A 22,202-nucleotide genomic window follows, 5' to 3' on the forward strand; every position below is an offset into this window, starting at 1 on the left:
AAAATTAAGTAAATGCAGTTTATGCTAGTTACGAAAAGTTTCATTTATTGTTATAAAGCATTCGTATAAATTTGACGAGATACTTCTAATGTTTGATTGCCACGTTCTGAAATATTTGTTAAACCATGACGTTCTAATTGGTCTACAAGTACATCCACCACTTCTTCACCTAGCCCATAATCACTAAATCTAGTCCCTGCCCCTAAACTTTCAAAAAACTCACGGGTCTTAAGAATGGCTAGATCTATTTTCTCTTCATTACTTCCACTCGTGATTCCCCATACACGTTCAGCATATTGCACTAATTTATCATGTTTTTCATTACGACGTACATTTAAAAGAGAAGGTAGTACAATTGCTAATGTTCGTGCATGATCAATCCCATAAAGTGCAGTGATTTCATGGCCTAAACTGTGGCTCGCCCAGTCTTGCGGAACACCTCTGGATAACGTCCCATTAAGTGCATTTGTTGCAGACCACATGAAAGTAGCACGTGTATTATAATCATGATTATCTTCCTTGATAACATCTGGACCAATTTCAATTAATGTTTGTAGTAAACTTTCAGCATAACGGTCTTGTAGTAATGCACCCACTGGATAAGTCATATATTGTTCCATTACATGCACATAAGCATCCATAATCCCATTCGCTAATTGACGTTTTGGTAGTGTATATGTAAGTTCTGGATCAAGTAAAGAGAAAACCGGGTAAGTATAAGCACTACCAAAGCCAAGTTTTGCTTTCTTTTCAACAAAAGTGATTACTCCACCACTATTCATTTCAGAACCAGTTGCTGGGAGGGTTAAAACGGTCCCAAAAGGAAGTGCCTTTGTGATAGGCCGTTTTTCACCAATACCGCTACCAAAAATATCCATTGGCTCGCCGTCGAATAATGCTCCAGCTGCAACGAATTTTGTTCCGTCTATCACTGAGCCACCACCGACCGCAAGTAAAAAGTCATAATTTTCTTCTTTAACTAGTTGGATAGCTTTAATTAATGTTTCGTATGTGGGATTCGCTTCAATACCACCAAATTCGCCAACTTCTCGTGATTTAAGAGCTGCTTTTACTTTATCTAATGTGCCAAAACGCTCTACACTTCCGCCCCCGTACAAAATCAATACTTTTTTATCTTGAGGAATCACTTCATTTAATTCTGCTAAACGATTTTTACCAAAGATAATATGCGTAGGATTATAATAATCAAAATTCAACATTTCTTTTTGCATGTTAACGTCCTTCTTTCTGTTTACAAAATTACATAGCATAGTTAATAATACACTTTTTCAAGAAAAATTAAACCTTTACACAAAAGTTTCCATTTATATATGTAAATAATCGCTTTTATTCCGAATAATCGTCCCTGATAATAGTGATTTTCTATACAAAAGACCTACTTTAAGTTAAAATGAAATAGAAAAAGAATGGAGTGAATAACATGTTGATAAAAAACCTTTGTATCCCTAAAATAAATTTAACAACCGTTCCTGGAGATGCTACTTTACAAGAGGCTATCAATTTACTAGAAGAATCTGGTTATCGCTGTGTTCCTGTACTAGATGAAAAAGGCGAAAAGTTCCTAGGTAATATTTATAAAATGCATATTTACAAACATGCAGCAAATGGTGGAAGCCTGAGCGATCCTGTAATGAGCTTAATCAAAAATGCAACAAAACACATTTGTGTGAATGCATCTTTCTTTGAAGTATTCTTTACAATTAAAGAACTACCATATATCGCTGTTTTAAACGAACAAGGTAATTTCTATGGTATTTTGACGCATGGTAAGCTACTTGGTCTTCTTCAAGACGGCTGGAACGTAAAAACTACTAGTTATGTACTTACGATTGCAACCGGTGAAGTACAAGGCGCCTTAACTAAAATCACTAAAATCATCGACCGTTATTCGAGCATCGCGAGTTTGATTACACTCGATAACCAAACAGAAGATTTCATTCGTCGCGTACTTGTTTCCTTGCCAGTTGGAGTAACCGAAGATAAGAAAAACGAAATCATCACTCATTTAGAACGTAAAGGTCTTCGTGTTGTAGAGACAGAGAAAATTAAAAAATAAAAAAAGCTTGAAAACGACTTTTCATCTCGTTTTCAAGTTTTTTTATACAAATTTATTTTTCATCATCTTTTTTCTTTGCTGCCCTTTTTCCAACAAAGTAAGTTGCGATAATGATTAGAATGAAAAGTAGCAATCCGCCTACAATATACATCCATGTGTAATCTTTCTCTAGTCCTAATGCTTTTTTATTAGCTTTTTTCGCCTCATCTGATGATATAGTAAAATCTCTCGTCCACTCCCATTTGTCGTCTTTATTTTTAGCAACTAAATGTAATTTATACTTTCCTGGTTTTAATTCTTGATTTTTCCAATCCACGCTATAATTAAAATTGGAATTTGGCGCCATTGATAGGTCTGTGCGCTTTGATTCATGTAAAACTTTTTCGCTACCTTTTTTATATATTTTGGCATCCACGGCCAGTCCACCAACTAAGGTCGCTTTTGTATTTTGCAAGTTTATTTCGACTACATTTCGGTAGTTCCTACTTCCTGCTTTAATTTGATTTAATACTAGTTCTGGCTTCACTACAGTCGTTTTTTCGGTTAATTTCACACCAATTACATAGGCATATTCATTTTTAATTTGAACTTCTTTTTCTTGCTTTGTTTCTTTCTCTGTTTTTTCTTTAGTCTTTTCTTTAAAATGTAACCCGCCTAAAATAATTCCATCATAGCTTTCTTCAGGCATCTGAACAGTTACTGACCAACTTTTAGTCTCATTTGGTTCTAGTGAAACTTCAGAGTCACTCTCTTCTGTTATATATGCAAACGGATATTTAAGCGTTTCGTCCGGTTTCGTTTTCGGTATCGAGTAATCCACATATCCCATCTCATTGGTAATAGCCGTGTTGGCAACGCAATTAATAGTCATTTTTTCTTTACTTTGATTGGTAATTTCCACATCTAGTTTTTGCTTCTGCTTCGGTTCCATTTGTAAATCGAAATAAGTCACACTAGACGCCTGATTATCAGGGAGAACTGCTTTTACAGAAAAATTATTACTTTCTGCTGCATCTACTTGCTGGACTGGAAAACAAAGAATAGCAAGTATGCAAACAAAGATGAGAGTCCATATTTTTTTCAAATCTCTTTTTCCTCCTAATTACTTAATGTAAAAAGAGAAAACAACATCAAAAAATGAAGTTTTCCCTTATAAATTATTAGATTGCTGGTGTATCGCTTAAGGTCCAAGTTAATGTACTTTGGTATGTTCCTTCCGCTACTGCCACATTTTTAGGAATAGTTAATTTTGGTTTAGTTGTTTCCGTTGCTGATATTTGTGCGGAACCAAAGCTATCCGTCCATGTCCCCATTCCTTCATCATCGTTAAAGTTAGTTGGTGTAGCTGTTTGTTTATCTTTAGCTGCCATTACAGGAACTGCTGCCCCGCCAGTCATGGAAATTGTTACATTATCATACCCAGTTGGAGCTTGGGCAGTAGAATCTCTCGTACTGACAGTAGATTTTGGAATAGTTAATTCAGCACCAGCAATTTTTTTAGCAGGCGTGGAAGAATCTTTGAACTCACTACCTGTTACAGAAAGCGTCCATCCATTATTCGAACCACGAACGTCACTAATTTGGGCGTAAGGAGTTACATCTTTAGTAACAGAAACTTCTCCTGGTAAATCTTGTGTACCATTTCCATTAGTATCTACATAAGTATTAATCGTTTCATCTTTTGCATGCGCGGTTATTGCACCTTTAGATAATTTTGATACATCATGAGAGCCAAAATCCCAATCAGATACTGATAAAATCCAAAGACCATCAGTACCTACTGGAGGAACAGTTGGATCTGGAATAATCGGGTCTGGATCAACCGGATCTGGATTTACCGGATCTGGATCTGGCGTTAAGCTTTTATCAAATTTCACAGTCCCTTTTGAATCATGTGTTACGGATGTAGTTGCTGAAGCACTATCACTAGAAAGTACTGGTGCCACAATCAATCCTAACGCTAATAAACTTGCTGTTGTTACTTTTACTGTTCTACTAATCATATTATTCTCCTCTTTCTGTTATCTTTTTTTGCCTTGCCAAACAATTAACTCTCTTTCCTCACCCCCTTAAAGTGTTTTTTACCTATAAATAAAATTAGGCCAATCCCTAGAAAAACAAGAGTGAAATCACTTGAACCTCCAGTTTTTGGAAGCCTTTGGGGGATTTTCGTAGGAAAAGTGCCTGTTTTATCATCTGTTCCACTTTTACCTTTATGAGGGTCTTTCTTGATTACAACTCCTGCTTTACTAGTCGCTTTATCCATTGCTTTTACTTCTACATAAAATGGGGTTATGCTTAAGAATAAACTACAAATTATAATGAATCCTATTTTTTTCAAATCAAATAGCTCCTTTTGATTAAGGTCTAGGTGCATCTTCTAAAGTCCATGTAACCTTAGATTCATAAGCATCATTCACTAAAGCATCATTAGGTTGGATTTCTATTATTAATCTATCTTCTAAGTCGAAAATAGTAGAAACAAAACCTGATTCTGTAGTTGTTGCTTGTTTTTGCTCAATTGGCTGGTTTGTATTATTTAAGTAAACCGGACTACTCGCAGGTAAGTTACTTTGATACTTTAGTGAACTTTGAATAATGTCTCCACTGCCATTTGTAAATGTTGTCATTGAACCTGTTATCGTCCAACCTTGCTTCGACTTTCTTCTATCTATTACCTTTAACTCCACTTGTTCTCCTACTTGATAGCATTTCAATGTTTGTTTTTCATTTGAAATTGGAACCGAATCAATATTTGTATCAATATCCATCCGAAAATCACTAGGAATTTGCAGTTCTAGACTTTCTCTAACGTGAACTACTACAGTTACAGGGATAGCCGTTTGAGAATATGGTGGATTGCCTGGAGATGATAGCGTTACAACATAATCTCCAACTTTTTTTAAATCTACTACTGAGTCAAAATCATCCACAAGCGAACCAACCCCAGTCAAATTTGCATTAACATCTAGCCTAAATTGATTAGCATCAATACTTTCACCGACTAAATAAGTATATTCTTCATCTGCAGTTATAATAGGTGGCTTTGGTTGAAATATGACATTCACATTCACCGAGTCTTCTCCATCTATATTAGAAGCTTCGATTGTAACTACATAATTAGTAGGATTTTTTGAACTCGGTATTTTTTCCTTAAAATTAGTTGTAATTTTCGCTGGTTTATCTGTTACAACTTTTGCATCTTGTAACAATTGTTCTTCTGTTAGCGGTGTATCTATATCATAAATAAGCTGTTTTTCATATGATATAATCTTCGGAGCTACTATATATTCTAATGGTTGGTAAAAATATCCTGAATACATCAACTGACCGCCATTATCATTAATAGGTGTAACTTCTTCCCATCCATAAGAAACACCCTCTTTAATGCCACCTTCTTTTAAAGGTATAAACGGTTTTAATTTTACTACTTCTTGTGCCCAAGTAATCATGGAGTTTGTAGAGTCAATTGTCGCAGCTGGGTTAAAGCGAGACATTGGGATTGATTTGGTTGTACCTATAGCCTCTTCTGCCTTTATAGTAAAATCATATTTGGCAGATAGTTCCTTTGCTTCTAAATAAATTTTTTGATTTTCACAAGTTATTTCCACTAGATTCAGCATAGATGTATTTTTAAGGCTTGATAAATCAGCAATATTATTATTATTTAAATGAAGCCACTTTAGTTCAGTACTAGAAAATTCTGCCAATGGTGAAACATTTGAAATATCATTATAGTCAAGCATTAGTTCCTGTAATCGAGGAAGCGCATCAGGGATACTTGCAAATTGAGATAAATCAGTGATATTATTTTTCGCTAGATTTAGTTGCTTTAACATAGGTGCATTCATTTTTAAAATCGGCGAAATATCAGAAATCCCTCCTTTTAAAATACTTAAGCTGTCCAGTTTTTGAAAACCATTTGGTGCTTTTAAAAAAGCTGACATCCCTTGTAAAGATTCGTTAGATATAATCCTTAAGCTTTTTAAGTTAGATAGATATTGTATGCCTTCGATATTTTTAATAATTACTGTCGACTCATCAGCAATAGAAGAAATATTATTCAAATCCGCTTCAGTAACAACATCGCTAACTACCCAATCATTTTTATAAGTGGTCTGAAAATTGAGGTGTCGTGCTACTGATTCTGCCAGTTCTGGATCTGGGAATAAATCTGCTATCGTACTATTTGCAGGAATTGATAAGGAGTTGGCTTTCAGTTTTTTCGGTTCAATTAGTGTTTTTTTCGGTTCATTTTCTTCTTTTTTCAGTGACTCTGGTGTCACTTCTTTTTTTTCTGAAGCTTCCTCTATTACCGATTCCGCTGTTTGTTGCGGCAATATACTTTTTTCCGTCTCCGTAGCTTTCGAGTAGACAGGTACAATGAGCGCTAAAATTAAAACAAAAACCAGAACCATCTTCCAATTTATTTTCATTATTTTAAGGTCTCCTTTTTAAATGCTAGTTAACTGTTTTCATAATGTTTTGCTACCTTTTTTTGGACTAAGAAAGTTTTTTTGTGTGGCTTCAAAATTTCTTGTTCTATTAAGCGAATACGTTGTCTGTAAAAAGCTGCCTTTGATAAGGTACTATATTCAATTAAGATTTTAATTGTAATTTCTGGTGGTAATAAAACATTACCTTTTTCATCCTTTTCGCCAATGAGCATTCCTAAGTACTTTATCGCATAATATAGTTTTTCTTGATGCTCTTTACCATTAAGTAAAGCCCTATAGTATAAATGACGCCCAATCATTTTTAAAAAGAAATATTGAAAGCCAAAGTTTTCTGGAAAGAGTGATAATGCGTATTCTATATCCTCTTTTTTGTACTCATATACTATACATTCTTCTGAAAGAGCGATATTCGTTACTATTGGTGGTGAATTTTCTAAAATGGAATAACTTAAAAATATACCCGGTTCAAAAATAGATAACAGTTTTTCAGGCGACTCACAAGTATAACTGCTAATATAACCCTTTATTAATAAAATGGCACTGTTCGGATTTGAAGAATTGGTCATTACATTTTCATCACGTTTTAATTTACGTTTTTGATGTTTGATACCATATTTTTGCATCATTTTGATAAATTCTTTATATGTATATAATTCTTCCATTAAAATCCACTCCTCTTCTAAAATGAGCTTTTAAGCAGCTCATTGTTTAGCTTGTCAAGAACTAAACTTATACTACCATGCGTGAATTGATGTTGTTTCTCCAGAGAGAACAAATAACAAACTTTTCATTCAAAAATTATAAAGAATGGTTGCAAATTTCCTCGTAAATCCCAAAATAAAATTGTTTGTTATTTTGTCACAAATTAGCAAAAATCATTTTTCAATTTATTTTCTCTTATAAAAGTGCTCTATATACCTCTGATACCTTTCCAGAAGGTTCATTCTATGATACTATTATCATAAAACATTTGTGATAGATGGTAACTTTTGTTCCAATATAAAGTAGGATGGAGGTAATAAAGATGAAATGGGAAGAAAAAAGAGATATGGTGAAAATCGCTACTTGGTATTATCACTATGGTTGGACCCAAGCACAAATCGCCAAAAAAATCGGGATATCTAGATCTATTATTTCTAAAACTTTGCAACGCGCAAAAGACTTAGGTATTGTTGAAATTTTTATTAAAGACGAAACTTATTATACGGTGGACTTAGAACAAAAGTTAGAAGAAAAATTTGGTTTAGAGGAAGCAATTGTCGTGGCAACACATGATATGTCTGAGGAAGAGGCGCTAAATTTCCTCGCCAAAGAAGCAGCTTACACACTAAGTAAAAGAATTGCCAAAGTGAATACCCTCGGGATTTCATGGGGGAAAACAATTCGTAAATTCGCCAATGAATTCCCGTATATCCCTCATAAAGATTTAACGATTATTCCGCTAATCGGAGGCATGGGATCAAGCGATATCGACCTCCACTCCAACCAAATTTGCTACGATTTAAAGAAAAAAATGCAGTGTCATAGTAAATATTTATATGCACCTGCCCTTGTAGAAGATACAGAAATGAAAGTGGATTTATCTAAAAATAAATATATTAACGAAGTCCTTAAAGAAGGTAAAACTGTTGATATGGCTATTGTTGGTGTATCCAGTCCCTACAACCAAAGTACAATGGAAGAAATTGGTTACATCACACCTGAAGATATTGAAGAACTACGTTATAAAGATGTGGTTGGTGATATTAATTCACGTTTTTTCACGGCAAATGGGGAGGAAGCAAATACACAAATAAATACACATGTGATTGGACTCAGCTTAGAAGAACTTAAAAAAATTCCAACAGTCGTCGCTTTAGCAAATGGACTACAAAAAAAAGACGCCCTTGTTTCAGCACTCAATGCTGGATTGATAGATGTGATTGTGATTACTGATAGAATGGCCGAATATATCCTTCAAAAAAACGATTAAGTAAGATTTCATCCGTGAAAAACACACAATATCAAAAGCACTCTCCGACAATGGATTGGGCTTTTTTTATTTATTTTAAACTAAAAAAATCCAATATTTCATTGACGAAAAAATATTAAAGTGTTATATTTAATTTGTGAAATACGACATTTGTCACAATTGGTGACAAATGTCACCAAATTCATTTATTGGATAAAATAGCTTTATCCGGAGTTTTATTTTAATAAATGAAAACGATTACTAGGAGGAACTTGAAATGACTTTATATAGACAGTTACTTGCTCGTGAGAACGAAAATAATCCGATTCGCGTTGGCGTTATTGGCGCTGGTCAAATGGGATTCGGTATGATTTCGCAAATCGCCGCTATTCCGGGTATGAGTGTTGTTGGTATTAGCGACATTCATGTAGAAGCAGCACAAAAAGCAGCGGACGCATATAACGCCACCGCTACAAAAAAAGAAAAAATTCTACTATCCAATGATTTTAAAGAAATTATCCATTCTAATCTGGTAGAGGTAATTGTTGATGCCACTGGCGTTCCAGAAGTCGGCGCAAAAATTTCCCTGGAAACCTTACTTGCTAAAAAACAACTCGTTTTACTTAATGTAGAAATTAATATCACTATTGGGCCGCTAATGAAAAAATTATATGATAGTGCTGGCCTCATTTATACTGGCTCTGATGGTGATGAACCTGCCGCAATAACTGAACTTTACGAATTTTCCAAATCCATGGGTATGGAAGTCCTCGTCGCTGGTAAAGGGAAAAATAATAAACTTAAAATTAGCGCCAACCCTGATAGCTGTCAAGTCGAAGCCGATGGGAAAAATATGGCCTCTCACATGCTAGCTGCTTTCCAAGATGGAACAAAAACAATGGCAGAAATGAATTTGCTTTCTAATGCTATCGGTTATGTCCCAGACGTTGTTGGAATGCATGGTATTTCAGGTGACGTTGATTCGGTCATCAAAGACCTAAACTTAAAAGATCAAGGTGGTATTTTAAATAAATTCGGCGTTGTAGAATATGTAGATGGCTTAGCACCAGGTGTCTTCGTTATCGTAAAAGGACAAAATGAAGGCGTTAGTCACGAACTTAGTTACCTCATGAAAAAAGGTGACCGCGATCATCACATTCTTTATCGTCCCTATCACCTAGCTAGCCTTGAAACACCTTTAACCATTGCAAAAGCTGTGTTGAACCACGATCATGCTATCGTTCCAATGGGAGCACCAGTTTCCGAAACAGTTGCAGTTGCTAAAAAAGACATGGTTGCCGGAGAAAAATTAGATGGAATTGGTGGTTTCTGTGTACGAGGTGTATTGGAGACTCACGTCGATATGGCAACGAATGGTCACATTCCAATCGGTTTAATCAGCGGTGATGTGGTAGCCCGCAGAAATATCAAAGCTGGCACATTTATTACTGACGAAGACGTTTCATTAGATGAATCTACTACTGTTTGGAAACTTAGAAAACTGCAGGATGAAACATTTAGTAAATAAATTCAACTTGGTGGGAAGGCGAATCTCTTCCCACCCTCTAAGGAGGAAAAGTAAATGAATATTGTCCTTATTGCTTCCCTCATTTTCATTGCTCAGACGTGTCTTGGCTTTTTCCAAGTCAGGTATTATCAACATCATATGAACAAAGTTGCGAACAAATATGCTGGAAAAATCGGTTATCATCTTTATTCTGAAATGGAACGACTAAAATTTCGTACGAGTGCTGTAGCCATCTTAGTCGTAAATGAAAACCATATTGTTCATGAATGCCAAATTTTAACCGGTAAGACAATTTTTGCACAGTTCAAAACGTTCACCAACTACCATCATAAGGAATTATCCGAAATATTAATGGAACTCAGTAGTAAAAATAAGAATACAATTCAAGAAAAAGCCATTATTAAAACTGTCAACAGTTGTATGAAAGCGCTTTAAATAACTAAAAAAGGAGTGTTTCCTAGTGAATTATATTGAATGGTTTGGAACAAACTTTATCGGTCTATTTGAGGCTGGTGGCAAACAGTTTGTAAGTTTTATGACAGGAATTGTCCCTCTTTTAATTGTCCTATTAACCTTTACTTACTCGATTATCGCCTTTATCGGCGAAGAGCGAGTCAACCGAGCAATCCAATTTTCAGCCAAGAATATGATTTTGCGTTATACCTTAATGCCCATTTTATCCGTCTTGATGTTAACGAATCCTATGGCTTATACATTCGGTCGATTTGTTAAAGAGCATCAGAAACCAGCTTTTTATGACTCTGTGGTATCGTTTTTGCACCCAGTTACAGGATTATTTCCGTATGCAAATGCTGGTGAATTATTCGTTTACCTAGGTATTGCTAACGGTGTGGTCGAAGCTGGATATAGCATGTCAAGCCTTGCTGTTCGTTACTTCCTAGCTGGCATCGTCGTTATTTTAATGCGTGGTGTGATTACAGAAACAATTACAAAATTCTTAATGCGAAAAGAAAAAGTCTGATATAGAAGGAGGCAAATTAAATGTATCAATCAATTCATGTGAACAAAGGTCAAGGTGGTTGGGGAGCTGGACTAGATATTACTCCGAGCGAACCGAGAACAAAAGTTGTTTCTATTACTGGTGGTGGTATTCATCCCGTAGCACTGAAAATTGCTGAATTATCTGGCGCTGAAGCCGTGGATGGCTTTAAAAACTCGATTCCTGAAGAAGAAATGATGTGCGTTGTTATTGATTGTGGTGGTACTGCGAGAATTGGCGTCTATCCGATGAAACGTATCCCAACCATTGATGTTCTCCCTTCTTCCCCATCAGGCCCCCTCGCAAAACATATTACAGAAGATATTTTTGTTTCTGGCGTCAAACCTGAAGATATTGAACTTCGAAATAGAAGCGCTGAAACTGGAAAACCATTTGACAGAGAAAAGTTCAAAGAAGATTATGCCAAAATTAAAGAAGACCAAAAAGAAGCAAGCGAACTAAAGGAAGGTTTCCTCGTGAAATTTTCTCGCGGTATTGGTAAAGCAATGGGGGTGTTCTATCAAGCAGGACGTGATTCTGTGGATATGCTCATTAAAAACATTATCCCTTTTATGGCATTTATTAGTATGATTATCGGTATTATTAATTACACCGGCATTGGGAAATTAATTGCGAATACGCTCTCTCCTTTAGCTGGATCCCTGTGGGGAATGTTATTAATTGCATTTATTTGTAGTTTGCCTTTTCTTTCACCAATTCTCGGTCCCGGAGCAGTTATTGCTCAAGTAATTGGCGTTCTGATTGGTTCTCAAATTGCAATTGGTGCTATACCAGTAACTTACGCCTTACCAGCACTATTTGCGATTAATGCTCAAGCTGGTTGCGACTTTATTCCAGTAGGACTATCTCTTGCAGAAGCTAAGCCAAAAACAGTTCAGTTCGGTGTTCCAGCCATTCTTTATAGCCGGATGATTACTGGTGTCCTTGCTGTTGTTATCGCTTGGGTATTCAGTATCGGTATGTATTAATTTTTAGGAGGAACTTGCTATGACTATAAGTAAAATTATTGAAATCGGACAACTTGTCCCTGCTTTTGAAGAAGAAAAAATCGTTATCTTATTCGGACCAACAGCTACCAATGAATTGCGCGAAATATCGGTTATTCACGAATTCCAAGATCCACCAAATAACACCCTATCTAAAGGGAATAAATTACTAATCGGCAAACAAGCGTATATAATAGAAGAAGTCGGCACAGAAGCTAACAAAAACCTCGAAGAACTTGGTCATATTTCTATTTATTTCCGCTCAGGACAAAATGAAGTTTTACCAGGAGCAGTGGTTGTTTCTCCAGAAATTTTCCCAGCGATTACAGTGGGTGACAGTATTCAATTTTAAACCCCTGAAAAAAATGTGTTATCTTTCACCTTGTCAATCCTCCCTGTTTTCGATATAATTACTTTTATAACGATAATGAAAATCATTTTCAATTAGGGAGGAAATACAAAATGTACCAAAAGCATAAATGGGCTGCTATTTTGATGACTGTTCTTTTAGCAGTAGTTCTAACCGCTTGTGGCAGTTCTTCGGATAAAGACTCAAGCAAAGAAAAGGAATCCGCAACAAAAACGGTCACTGATACAACGGACCGCAAAGTAGAAGTTCCAACTACGCCAAAAAGAATTGTCGCACTTCAAAACGTAAGTGAAATGGAAATTCTTGGCGTTAAACCTGTTGGTACAACTGATTATTACATCACTACATACCCTGAGGCAACTAAAGGGACAGAAAGTGTTGGTAATGACAAACCTAGTATTGAGAAAATCGCTAATTTAAAACCAGACTTAATTATTATTAGTGATTACCAAAAAGATCTTTTAGAGAATTTAGAAAAAGTTGCACCAGTTTACATCTCGCATTTCGGTGATACTCCGGACAAACAACTTTCTAACATTGCCAATCTCTTAAATAAAAAAGAAGAGAAAGAAAAATGGGACAAAGATTACGCTCAAAGTTCTAAAGAAGCTAAGGCAACGTTAAAAGATGCTGGCGTGGAGAACGAAAAAGCTGCTGTGATTCAATTCTACGGCAAAGAAATCTATGTTCATGATGCTAAAGTATTTGATGGCTTATTCTCTGGGGCTGGTTTTACTCCTACTGATGGAGCTAAATCCAACAAAGAAACAAAAGCAATTTCAAGTGAAGCTATACCTGAATATGCAGCAGGTGCAGATCGTTTATTTATCTTAATGCCTACAGATGGTAATGAAAAGTCTGTAGACGAAATGCTTAACGGTGTTTGGAAAGATATTCCAGCTGTGAAAAAAAATCAAGTATATAAAGTAGACAACACTAAATGGAGTGACTATAGTGCTGCTGCTCAACTTTATCAAATGGAAGATGCAGTAAAACAAATTACTAGTAAATAAATAAGAACTCGATTCTGCTAACAGAATCGAGTTCTTTTATTTATTTAATAAACTATAAATGTGATTATTCACTTTTCCAAAGGAGGCAATCTTATTTTGAACATTAGAAAATAAGATTACATAAGTTCTACCAGTATGGCTCATGCTATTAGAAACATCCCAACCAGTTAAAACCCCGTGACTATTATAGCTTCCAGGATCCGCATAAAATCCCATACCATAATTAGATTTACTGCCCGGTGTGAACATTTTTTTTAAGCTTGCTTCTGAAATTAACTTTTTATCCATTAATGCTTTATCGAATAAATACATATCCGTAGTAGACATACTTATGTCCCCTGATCCATATAATTTCGTTAAATTTACTAATGCTGGATTTTGATAAACTCCATTTTCATCTATTTTGTAGCCTGTTGATATGTTTTTTCCCCCATCAACATCTTTTTGAAAGTATCCAGTATGTTTCATTTTTGCTGGTTCAAATATATTTTCTTGCAAATAAACGGCGAGTGGTTTCTCGCTAACTTTTTCTACGAGATACGCCATAATAGTATAATTTGCATCCAAATAGTCCCATTTCCCAGGTGGTGATTTAATTCCACGCTTCTCAATAGCTGCAACTAATTGTTCTGGCGTCACATTCCCAGATACTTGCGGACGTCCGACAATTCCAGAGGTATGATTCAAAAAATTTTTAATTAAGATGTTATTACCATTAGGAAAATCAGGCAAATACTTCGATATAGGATCATTTGTACTTATTTTACCTTTTTCTTCTAATTGTAATAAGGCTGTTGCTATTATCGCCTTTTGAGAAGAACCGATATAATATAATGTATCTGGCGTGTTTAATTCTTGTGTTTCTCGATTAGCAAACAAATACCCTTTTTGTATAATGATTTGGCCGTCACGAATAATTAGGGCTGAACCACTAAATCCGATTTCTTGTAAATAGGTATCAATTGCTTTGTTATTAACTATTGTTTCTTTAGGTTTTTCTTCTACTTTTTCCGGCTCTTTTGGCTTCTCAGCTTTTTTGGTAGTCGGTTTTTCATTTGGTGTAGTCGCTGTAGCTGCTTTTTTCTTTGTTGGTGCGGATACTGTTTGTTGTTCTTTACTTTTAAATTCAAAAACCATCCAGCTAGTAGCCATAAAAAAAAGTATAAGTACAGTACTCAACACGATAATCATGTTCTTGCGTCTTTTACGTTTACGTCTTTCGCGTCGATTCATTTCATCACTCCTGGTCTAGTCTAATCACTTACTGACTTCCCAAAAGAGAATGTATTAAAAGAAATTATCCCAAATTTCTAATAATACCTAACACTCCACATACATCGTAATTTATTATCTAAAATAAATCAATATGGAAATATACCTATGTTTTAAAAAAACTTTTAAGTGGTATACTAAGGATGGACAAATTGATATAGGCAACGATAAATTGCTATAAAGGAGACTAGATAAAAATGGTACAAATAACAAAAGGTAAATTTGATGGTTTACAAAGACTCTCCAACGATAAAGGTGTCATTGCAGCACTTGCTATTGACCAACGTGGCTCACTAAAGAAAATGATTCAACAAGCAAAGGGAACAGAAAATAAAAAAGATGTGGAAGACTTCAAACAACTTGTTTCTGAAGAACTGACACCTTATGCTTCCGCTATTTTGCTTGATTTAGAATATGGTACTCCAGCAATCAAAGCTCGTCATGAAGGTAGCGGTCTTCTAACTTCTTATGAAAAAACAGGATATGACGCAACTACTCCTGGTAAACTTCCTGATTTAATTGAAGATTTATCAGCACTTCGTATTAAAGAAAATGGCGGAGATGCTGTTAAAATTCTTGTTTATTATGATCCAGATGAACCTGCTGAAATTAATGAAATCAAATATGCCTTTTTAGAAAGAATTGGAGCAGAATGTCGTGCAGTTGATATTCCATTTTTCTTAGAGCCGATTACTTATGATGCAAAAGTTACTGATTCCGGTTCTTTAGATTACGCTAAATTAAAACCAGCGAAAGTAAAAGCATCTATTAAAGAATTCTCTAAACCTCGTTATGGTGTGGATGTACTTAAACTTGAAGTTCCAGTAAACTTCAAATATGTCGAAGGTTTTGCTGAAGGTGAAGTAGCTTATACGCAAGATGAAGCAGCTCGTCATTTTGAAGAATGCTCTGACTTAAGCCCGCTTCCATTTATTTATCTAAGTGCTGGCGTAACTTCTTATATGTTCCATAAAACAATCCAATTTGCTAATCAACATAATGTACAATATAGTGGTGTACTTTGTGGTCGTGCAACTTGGGCTGATGGTATCGAAGTGTATGGCAAACAAGGCGATGATGCTTTACGCGAATGGCTTCGTACGCAAGGGAAAGAAAATATTACTTCTCTTGATAAATTGCTTGATGAAGGTGCCGTTCCTTGGTGGACAAAATATGGTTCTTTTGAAGATGTTCACGTAGTAGAAAAACAATAATATCCAAAAAGCCTCCAGTTAAATTATTAACTGGAGGCTTTTTTATTAAAACTCATCTTGATTTAAATAATTATAGGCAAACTGAGCGTATAGTTCGGCGCCATTTTTCATGACACTTTCGTCAATATTAAAGCGACCATGATGGTGTGCCCATTCTGTGTCTTTTTCAGGATTACCCGAACCAACAAGCGCAAAACTTCCAGGAGCTTCGTCTTGGAAATAACTAAAGTCTTCTCCTCCCGTAGTTGGCCGTTCAAAATAAAGGGCATCTTCACCGAATGATTCAGAGATTGTTTTTTGAACAAGTAGTGCACTTTTTTCATTATTGATAACTGGTTGGGTCCCTTGTTTATATACCATTTCAGCTGTTCCTCCATAAATAGCGGCGGTTTGTTTAGCGTAATGTTCAATTGATTTGGCTACTTTAGCACGTGTCTCATTATTAAAACAGCGAAGTGTTCCTTCCAAATGAGCATTTTCAGCAATAACGTTGAACCGTGTGCCAACTTCCATTTTTCCAATTGTAACAACGACTGGGTCGAGAGGATCTGTTTCCCGCGCTACAATAGCTTGAAGATTCATAACAAATGAAGAAGCAATCACTGCTGCATCAATTGCGTCATGCGGCATTGCTCCGTGGCCACCCTGACCTTTAAAATCAATTTGAATGATATCTGCGGAAGCGAATGACGAGCCGACTACGCATGATATTTTCCCACTTGGAGTTTGGGACCAGATATGCATTCCAAACACGTGGTCCACACCCTCCATCGCTCCTTGAGCAACCATTTCTTTCGCACCTTCTGCATTTTCTTCAGATGGTTGAAAAATGAAACGAACTGTTCCTGGTAGCTCGTCTTTTACTTCTACGAGTGCTTTCGCCGCGGTTAGCAACATTGATGTATGAGAATCATGTCCACAAGCATGCATTTTACCGTCTTCTGTCGATTTATAAGGGAGATTTTGGTTAAGCTCTTGGACAGGTAGCGCATCCATATCAGCGCGTAAAGCTACAGTTTTTCCGGGTTTCTTACCTTTTAAATCGGCAATCAAACCTGTTGGGGTGGTTCGCCGGTATGCGATTCCGAGTTTATCTAATTCTTTAGCTACTTGGTCGGTTGTTCGAAATTCTTGCCATTGTAATTCTGGATACATATGCAAATCGCGGCGGAAGGCAATCATCTCTTCTTCTTTATTTAAAATAGTTTGTTTTATTATATTATTCATTCGTGCTTTCCTCCGTCCATTTTTTTACAGTTTCCAAAACGACTTCGATTCCTTTTTGAAGCTTATCATAATCAGTCCATTCTTCTGGCGCATGACTTATACCATTATGACTAGGCACGAAAATTAACCCTACATCAGTTAAATTAGCAAAAATCATTGCATCGTGACCGGCTCCACTAACCATTGTTCGATAGTTAAATCCAAGTTTATTAGCACTTTCGGTTAAAGCTTGATGAATTTCCTTTGATAAATTGGTTGGTCTTTCATAAAGCATATCCTCTATTTCGCAACTAATACTATCATTTGTGGCAGATTGGATAATTTTTTTTGCTTTTTTTAATGTATTCTGGACATGCGTTTCATCTTTTGCTCGAATATCCACGGTGAAAACGACTTTATCCGGAATTACATTCGCCCCATTTGGGTAGACGTTTAGTTTACCAATTGTGAGAACAGTTCCGCCTCCTTCTTGGATAGCAATTTCTGGCAGTTCGCTAATAATTTGGACTGCCGCAACTAGTGCGTCTTTTCTACCAAGCATGGGTGTGGTGCCAGCGTGACCAGCCTGACCCTTTACCGTTACTTTTATTTCAGTTAGACCGACAATAGTATCGACTAACGCAACGTCTTCATTTGCATTTTCTAGAACTGGTCCCTGTTCAATATGTAGCTCGATGAAAGCTCTGATTGAATCTTTTGACCGAATAACTGTATCTACTTTATTTGCATCAAATCCCATGTCTGCCATGGCTTTTGCGGCTGTAATACCAGCCATGTCTTTCATTTCATGTAGCATTTCTTTTGTGACTTTTCCCGTAATCGCTCTCGAGGCAAGAAGACCTGCCCCGAAACGAGAGCCCTCTTCTTCAACCATTGCAATGATTTCAAGTGGAAAATATGGCTTTATGTGTTGTTCATGGAAAACACTAGCTACTTCAAGCCCAGTTATAACACCAGCTGGGCCATCAAAAGCACCTCCATTTGGAACAGAATCAAAATGAGAACCAACCATAACAGCTGGTAAGTCTGGATTTGCACCTTCTAGTCGTCCATAAATATTTCCAATAGCATCTTCTGAAACAGTAAGCCCCACTTTTGCCATCTCACTTTTTAAATAATTTCGTGCGCCGAGGTCCTCTTTACTATATGTAAGGCGAGTAGTTCCTTGACCTGGAGTCGCTGTATAGACATCTAAATTTTCAAGGTGATTTTTAATTCGTTCAAGATTTGTTTGCACTAAGCATTCCTCCCCTTTTCTATTTTACAGGAATCCTACAAAAATGCCCGCTAGAACAACTGAAACAATCGTAACAGTGATAAAACCAGCAACAAGCATTGGCGGTAACATGTGGCTAGTGAGTGCATCTCGCTCTTTTTGGTCGGTCGTAAGTGAATTAATAACTTCATTTGTAATAATATAATCTGCTGGGAACCCATACAAAGCAGTAAGTGAAACTGCGAAAGCTAGCTCTTTACTAACTCCTAAGACCTTCCCAACGATAAAGGAAAAAATGTACATTCCTATTACACCAATAACAATTGTTCCAAACATTGGCCACATCAAATCTAGCAACATTTGTGGAGTGGCATTTTTTAGACCATCAAATATAAACAACATTAAACCCATGATGGCAAAACCGAATCCATTCGCTTTTTGTAATGGCTGACGCTCTAAAAATCCTATTGATGTCGCAATAACACCAAACAATAAACAAAGAACAAATGGGCTAATTGTCAAAATAGGATCAATTAAAACAGATAATCCATAAGCTAAAAAGCCAACTAATCCAAGACGTAAAAATTTAAAATAGCTCGTATTATATTTATCTGGAATTTTTCTAAACATTCGAGGTGTCTCATGGTTATCCGAGCCATCCACTTGAGCGACTTCATTGGTTGGCTTCCATTCACCTGAACGATATTTAGAAAGCATGCGGCTACCTTCTTTTTTCAACATAATCGAAGTAAGTGGATATCCCGCAAATCCTTGCATAACGTAGATTAAAATTGCTAATACTGATAAACTAACTAGTCCGGCTGCTTTTGCGGCTTCCGACATAATAAGGGAAGAAACAACCCCACCAACTAGCGGTGGTGCAACAACTACAACCGTTTTAAAATCAAATAGTAGTGTCCCAATCGTAAATAGTAAAGCTAAAATCCCCAAGATTCCAGAAAGAGCAATTAAAATCGTCTTCCATTGGTTCATAAGTTCACGAACCGATAGCAATGTTCCCATATTAGTAATTAATAGATACATTAAAAGCGTCGCTACAATCGGTGGAATACCTGCAATTTCGACAATATTACTTGGGAAAAATGTCCAATATCCAAATAAGAATAAGATAGCACATACAAAAACGGAGGGCACCCATGCTTTTGTTCGCGTGGCAACCACATCCCCAATAAATAAAATTAGTACGACAATTACGAAAGCTAACATCTGTGACATGTAAAAACCCCTTTTTAATTTTTTGACTTTTTCTAATTATGTTTTATTTTTAAAATATTACTACAAATCGAATTGTCAGTCAAATTAATTTTTAAATTCTGTAATAATTAAAACACTAATAAAAAAAGTGATTCCAACTAATTGGAATCACTTTTTTTATTATTTAGCGAACTGTGGTAAGAACTCTTTGTGTGCTTCTAACATTTCATCTAGAATTGTTTTTGCTAAGTCGCCGCTAGGAACAAGTGGATTGGAAGTAAATGCTTGAAGCGCTGTTGCATAATCGCCTGTTACTGCTGCTTCGATAGTCAATTCTTCCATGGATTTCATTACTTGTAGTAAGCCGCGTTGTGCTGGTGGGAATTTACCGAAGTTGATTGGTTCGGCACCGTGCGCACGAATAACACTTGTGATTTCTACTGCACTATCATAAGGAACATCATCAATTGCGCCATTATTACGAGTAGATACTACCATTACGGTACCTTTGTTGTTGTAAATGGAATTGATGATTTCACAAGCTGCATCACTGTAGTGTGCGCCGCCGCGTTTGGATAATTCTTCTGGTTTGTAATCAAGATTTGGATCTTTATATAATTCGAATAAGCTGTCTTCTAGTTTTTTCACGACTTCTCCGCGAGTACCTTCGTTTTTGAAAGATGCCAGTTCTTCTTCAAGCATCGCATCCGTCATGTAGTAGTAACGGTGGTACGGACATGGAAGCATTTTTAGATGTTTAACTTGCTCATATAAGAAGCGCATGTTTTTAATGTTTTCAACGACTTTTCCTGGATTTGCATCTGGTGCGTAAAGACCGTCAATCACTTTTTCTGTTAGTTCGGTACCATCTTTGTCAAATACGCGGTGCCAGTGCAAATGGTTGATTCCCGCGAATTTGAAGAATAAGTCTTCTTCTGGTTTTTCTAACACGTCTGAAGCGCTTTTCACTGCTCCGATTGGCACGTTACAAAGGCCGATAACTTTATCCCAGTTACCGTAACGAAGAACTGCTTCTGTAACCATTCCAGCTGGGTTAGTGAAGTTAATTAACCATGCATCTGGGCAAAGTTCGCGCATATCTTCGACGATACCAAGAATAACAGGAATTGTACGGAATGCTTTGAACATCCCACCTGCTCCGTTTGTTTCTTGGCCAATGATGCCGTGGCTAAGTGGAATTCTTTCATCTTTAATACGAGCATCTAACAAACCAACGCGGAATTGTGTTGTAACAAAATCAGCATCTTTTAAAGCTTCACGACGGTCGAGTGTTAAATGTACTTCGCAGTCAATGTTCGCTGCTTTAACCATACGTTTTGCCATATTACCAACGATTTCTAATTTTTCACGACCAGCTTCAATATCTACTAGCCAAAGTTCTCTGATTGGAAGTTCATGATAGCGTTTAATAAATCCTTCAACAAGTTCTGGTGTGTAACTAGAACCCCCACCAATTGTAACGATTTTTACACCTTTTTTCATAATATACTTACCTCCTAGAATTTTAAAGCGTTTTCTTTTCTTCTAGTTCATCATAATTCATGTAATGCATTACAGGTCAAGCACTTATTTTAAATTTATCTAAACTGGCTATTTGGCGGGCTTTTTTGGTATACTAAATACAGAGCTACGAGAAATCGAGGTGTTTTGTAATTGGCAAATATACAAGAAATCGCGAAACTAGCGGGTGTTTCATCAGCAACAGTTTCCCGAGTAATTAATAATCGCGACTATGTGAGTGAAGAAACGAGAAAACGCGTCCAGACAATTATTGACAAGTTAGATTACGTTCCAAATATTAATGCTGTATCACTGAAAAAAGGCGCAACTAAGTTAATTGGCATGGTCATTCCTAGCTTTACAGATTCACTTAATGTATTTTTAAAAAGTTTTACGATGATAGCGCAAGAGCATGGCTATAACGTCACTTTGTTTATGACACGGATTGATCCGGATAAAGAACTGGAAGCTTTAGAAATGCTGCGCCAAAAACAAATCGATGCGCTCGTACTTGTGATTCGGTCAAATGATTGGAAAACGATTGAGCATTATACAAAATATGGTCCAATTGTCACTTGGCAACGTGTCGAAAGTGAAAAAATCCCTTCTGTATTTATGAATCAATATGATGGCTATACGCTTGCACTAGAACACTTGTATGCAAAAGGCTACCGAAAATTTGTGAATGTCTACGGGAATACGACCGGACTCAATACGCAAAGTCGCATGCTTGCTTTTAAAGACTTTTGTGCGCGTTATGAGCTTGATCCGCATGAGTTTAGACAATTTTATGGGCAAGGTTCGCGACAAGACGGGGAAAAGATTGCGCATTGGTGGAGTGAGACTGAGCATAAACCCGATGCATTTTTAACGCCAAACGATTATTTTGCGGCGGGCCTACTCACGGAAGCTAGACGGCTGGGTTACAGTGTCCCGGAAGATTTTGCGATTTGTGGGTTTGATAATATGGAAGTGGCGCATTTGCTTGATATTACAACGATTCATTATCCGGTAAATTTACAGGCTGAAAATGCTTTTACGCTCATTATGAATCAATTATTTGGAAGCAACTTGCCACTGCTTGATTTAGATTTCCATTTAGTAGAAAGAAAAACGACATAAAAAAGGTTTCCT

At 36.4% G+C, this 22,202-nt stretch carries 21 protein-coding genes; 10 read left to right on the forward strand and 11 right to left on the reverse strand.

Annotated features, from left to right (window positions below; all coding sequences use genetic code 11):
• Positions 1–50: 50 nt before the first annotated feature.
• The gene (locus HCB45_RS03025; RefSeq protein WP_185618697.1) at positions 51–1,232 is read right to left on the reverse strand and encodes an iron-containing alcohol dehydrogenase; all 1,182 of its coding nucleotides are present in this window, start codon (positions 1,230–1,232) and stop codon (positions 51–53) included.
• 209 nt (positions 1,233–1,441) lie between these two features.
• Between HCB45_RS03025 and cbpA the strand changes: the two genes are divergently transcribed.
• Positions 1,442–2,077 (forward strand): cyclic di-AMP binding protein CbpA, encoded by a 636-nt coding sequence (gene cbpA, locus HCB45_RS03030; RefSeq protein ID WP_185318060.1) that lies wholly within the window; start codon positions 1,442–1,444, stop codon positions 2,075–2,077.
• Positions 2,078–2,129: 52 nt separating this feature from the next.
• Here the strand turns inward: cbpA and HCB45_RS03035 are convergent, their stop codons facing one another.
• The 5 genes from HCB45_RS03035 to HCB45_RS03055 all read right to left on the reverse strand — a co-directional run bounded on the left by HCB45_RS03035 (position 2,130) and on the right by HCB45_RS03055 (position 7,196).
• A complete protein-coding gene (locus tag HCB45_RS03035) occupies positions 2,130–3,161 on the reverse strand; it encodes a WxLIP family cell surface protein (protein WP_185618700.1) in 1,032 nt (343 codons plus the stop codon).
• A gap of 76 nt (positions 3,162–3,237) precedes the next feature.
• Positions 3,238–4,080: a WxL domain-containing protein gene (locus HCB45_RS03040; RefSeq protein WP_185318058.1), complete on the reverse strand. Its 843-nt coding sequence runs from the start codon at positions 4,078–4,080 to the stop codon at positions 3,238–3,240.
• 44 nt (positions 4,081–4,124) lie between these two features.
• A complete protein-coding gene (locus HCB45_RS03045; protein ID WP_185318057.1) occupies positions 4,125–4,418 on the reverse strand; it encodes an LPXTG cell wall anchor domain-containing protein in 294 nt (97 codons plus the stop codon).
• 19 nt (positions 4,419–4,437) lie between these two features.
• Positions 4,438–6,513: a LapB repeat-containing protein gene (locus HCB45_RS03050; RefSeq protein WP_185618703.1), complete on the reverse strand. Its 2,076-nt coding sequence runs from the start codon at positions 6,511–6,513 to the stop codon at positions 4,438–4,440.
• Positions 6,514–6,542: 29 nt separating this feature from the next.
• Positions 6,543–7,196, reverse strand: coding sequence for a cyclic nucleotide-binding domain-containing protein (locus tag HCB45_RS03055; protein WP_185318055.1), 654 nt, complete (start codon positions 7,194–7,196; stop codon positions 6,543–6,545).
• A gap of 362 nt (positions 7,197–7,558) precedes the next feature.
• On the opposite strand from HCB45_RS03055, the gene HCB45_RS03060 reads away from it, so the two are divergent.
• The 7 genes from HCB45_RS03060 (at position 7,559) to HCB45_RS03090 (ending at position 13,403) form a co-directional block, all read left to right on the forward strand.
• The gene (locus HCB45_RS03060; RefSeq protein ID WP_185608090.1) at positions 7,559–8,506 is read left to right on the forward strand and encodes a sugar-binding transcriptional regulator; all 948 of its coding nucleotides are present in this window, start codon (positions 7,559–7,561) and stop codon (positions 8,504–8,506) included.
• 256 nt (positions 8,507–8,762) lie between these two features.
• Complete coding sequence (locus tag HCB45_RS03065; RefSeq protein ID WP_185618706.1) at positions 8,763–10,013, forward strand: NAD(P)H-dependent oxidoreductase; 1,251 nt, start codon at positions 8,763–8,765, stop codon at positions 10,011–10,013.
• Positions 10,014–10,067: 54 nt separating this feature from the next.
• On the forward strand, positions 10,068–10,448 hold the full coding sequence (locus HCB45_RS03070; RefSeq protein WP_185318052.1) for a transcriptional regulator GutM: 381 nt from the start codon (positions 10,068–10,070) through the stop codon (positions 10,446–10,448).
• 25 nt (positions 10,449–10,473) lie between these two features.
• Positions 10,474–10,995, forward strand: a complete 522-nt coding sequence (gene srlA, locus HCB45_RS03075) for a PTS glucitol/sorbitol transporter subunit IIC (RefSeq protein WP_185318051.1) — start codon at positions 10,474–10,476, stop codon at positions 10,993–10,995.
• A 20-nt stretch (positions 10,996–11,015) separates the two neighbouring features.
• Entirely contained in the window at positions 11,016–12,002 is a 987-nt protein-coding gene (gene srlE / locus HCB45_RS03080; protein WP_185318050.1) for a PTS glucitol/sorbitol transporter subunit IIB, read from the forward strand.
• Between the two features lie 19 nt (positions 12,003–12,021).
• Complete coding sequence (locus HCB45_RS03085; RefSeq protein ID WP_185618708.1) at positions 12,022–12,372, forward strand: PTS glucitol/sorbitol transporter subunit IIA; 351 nt, start codon at positions 12,022–12,024, stop codon at positions 12,370–12,372.
• A gap of 110 nt (positions 12,373–12,482) precedes the next feature.
• Positions 12,483–13,403, forward strand: coding sequence for an ABC transporter substrate-binding protein (locus HCB45_RS03090; RefSeq protein WP_185318048.1), 921 nt, complete (start codon positions 12,483–12,485; stop codon positions 13,401–13,403).
• Positions 13,404–13,439: 36 nt separating this feature from the next.
• Here HCB45_RS03090 and HCB45_RS03095 read toward each other — a convergent pair whose 3' ends face one another.
• Positions 13,440–14,636, reverse strand: coding sequence for a serine hydrolase domain-containing protein (locus HCB45_RS03095; protein WP_185318047.1), 1,197 nt, complete (start codon positions 14,634–14,636; stop codon positions 13,440–13,442).
• A gap of 236 nt (positions 14,637–14,872) precedes the next feature.
• On the opposite strand from HCB45_RS03095, the gene HCB45_RS03100 reads away from it, so the two are divergent.
• On the forward strand, positions 14,873–15,889 hold the full coding sequence (locus tag HCB45_RS03100; protein ID WP_185618711.1) for a tagatose-bisphosphate aldolase: 1,017 nt from the start codon (positions 14,873–14,875) through the stop codon (positions 15,887–15,889).
• A gap of 45 nt (positions 15,890–15,934) precedes the next feature.
• Here the strand turns inward: HCB45_RS03100 and HCB45_RS03105 are convergent, their stop codons facing one another.
• The 4 genes from HCB45_RS03105 to HCB45_RS03120 form a co-directional block, all read right to left on the reverse strand.
• Positions 15,935–17,116, reverse strand: coding sequence for a M20 family metallopeptidase (locus HCB45_RS03105; RefSeq protein WP_185318045.1), 1,182 nt, complete (start codon positions 17,114–17,116; stop codon positions 15,935–15,937).
• Positions 17,109–18,353 carry a Zn-dependent hydrolase gene (locus HCB45_RS03110; RefSeq protein WP_185318044.1) on the reverse strand — a complete coding sequence of 415 codons (1,245 nt, stop codon included), beginning with the start codon at positions 18,351–18,353 and terminating at the stop codon, positions 17,109–17,111. The genes HCB45_RS03105 and HCB45_RS03110 overlap by 8 nt, the downstream gene beginning before the upstream one ends.
• A 24-nt stretch (positions 18,354–18,377) precedes the next feature.
• On the reverse strand, positions 18,378–19,568 hold the full coding sequence (locus tag HCB45_RS03115; RefSeq protein WP_185618714.1) for a hypothetical protein: 1,191 nt from the start codon (positions 19,566–19,568) through the stop codon (positions 18,378–18,380).
• 159 nt (positions 19,569–19,727) lie between these two features.
• Entirely contained in the window at positions 19,728–21,050 is a 1,323-nt protein-coding gene (locus tag HCB45_RS03120) for a 6-phospho-beta-glucosidase (RefSeq protein WP_003721330.1), read from the reverse strand.
• Between the two features lie 171 nt (positions 21,051–21,221).
• Here HCB45_RS03120 and HCB45_RS03125 point away from each other — a divergent pair, with 171 nt between their 5' ends.
• Positions 21,222–22,190 (forward strand): LacI family DNA-binding transcriptional regulator, encoded by a 969-nt coding sequence (locus tag HCB45_RS03125; protein WP_185618717.1) that lies wholly within the window; start codon positions 21,222–21,224, stop codon positions 22,188–22,190.
• Positions 22,191–22,202: the final 12 nt, after the last annotated feature.

It is taken from the genome of Listeria farberi (genome assembly GCF_014229245.1).
Classification (GTDB): domain Bacteria; phylum Bacillota; class Bacilli; order Lactobacillales; family Listeriaceae; genus Listeria; species Listeria farberi.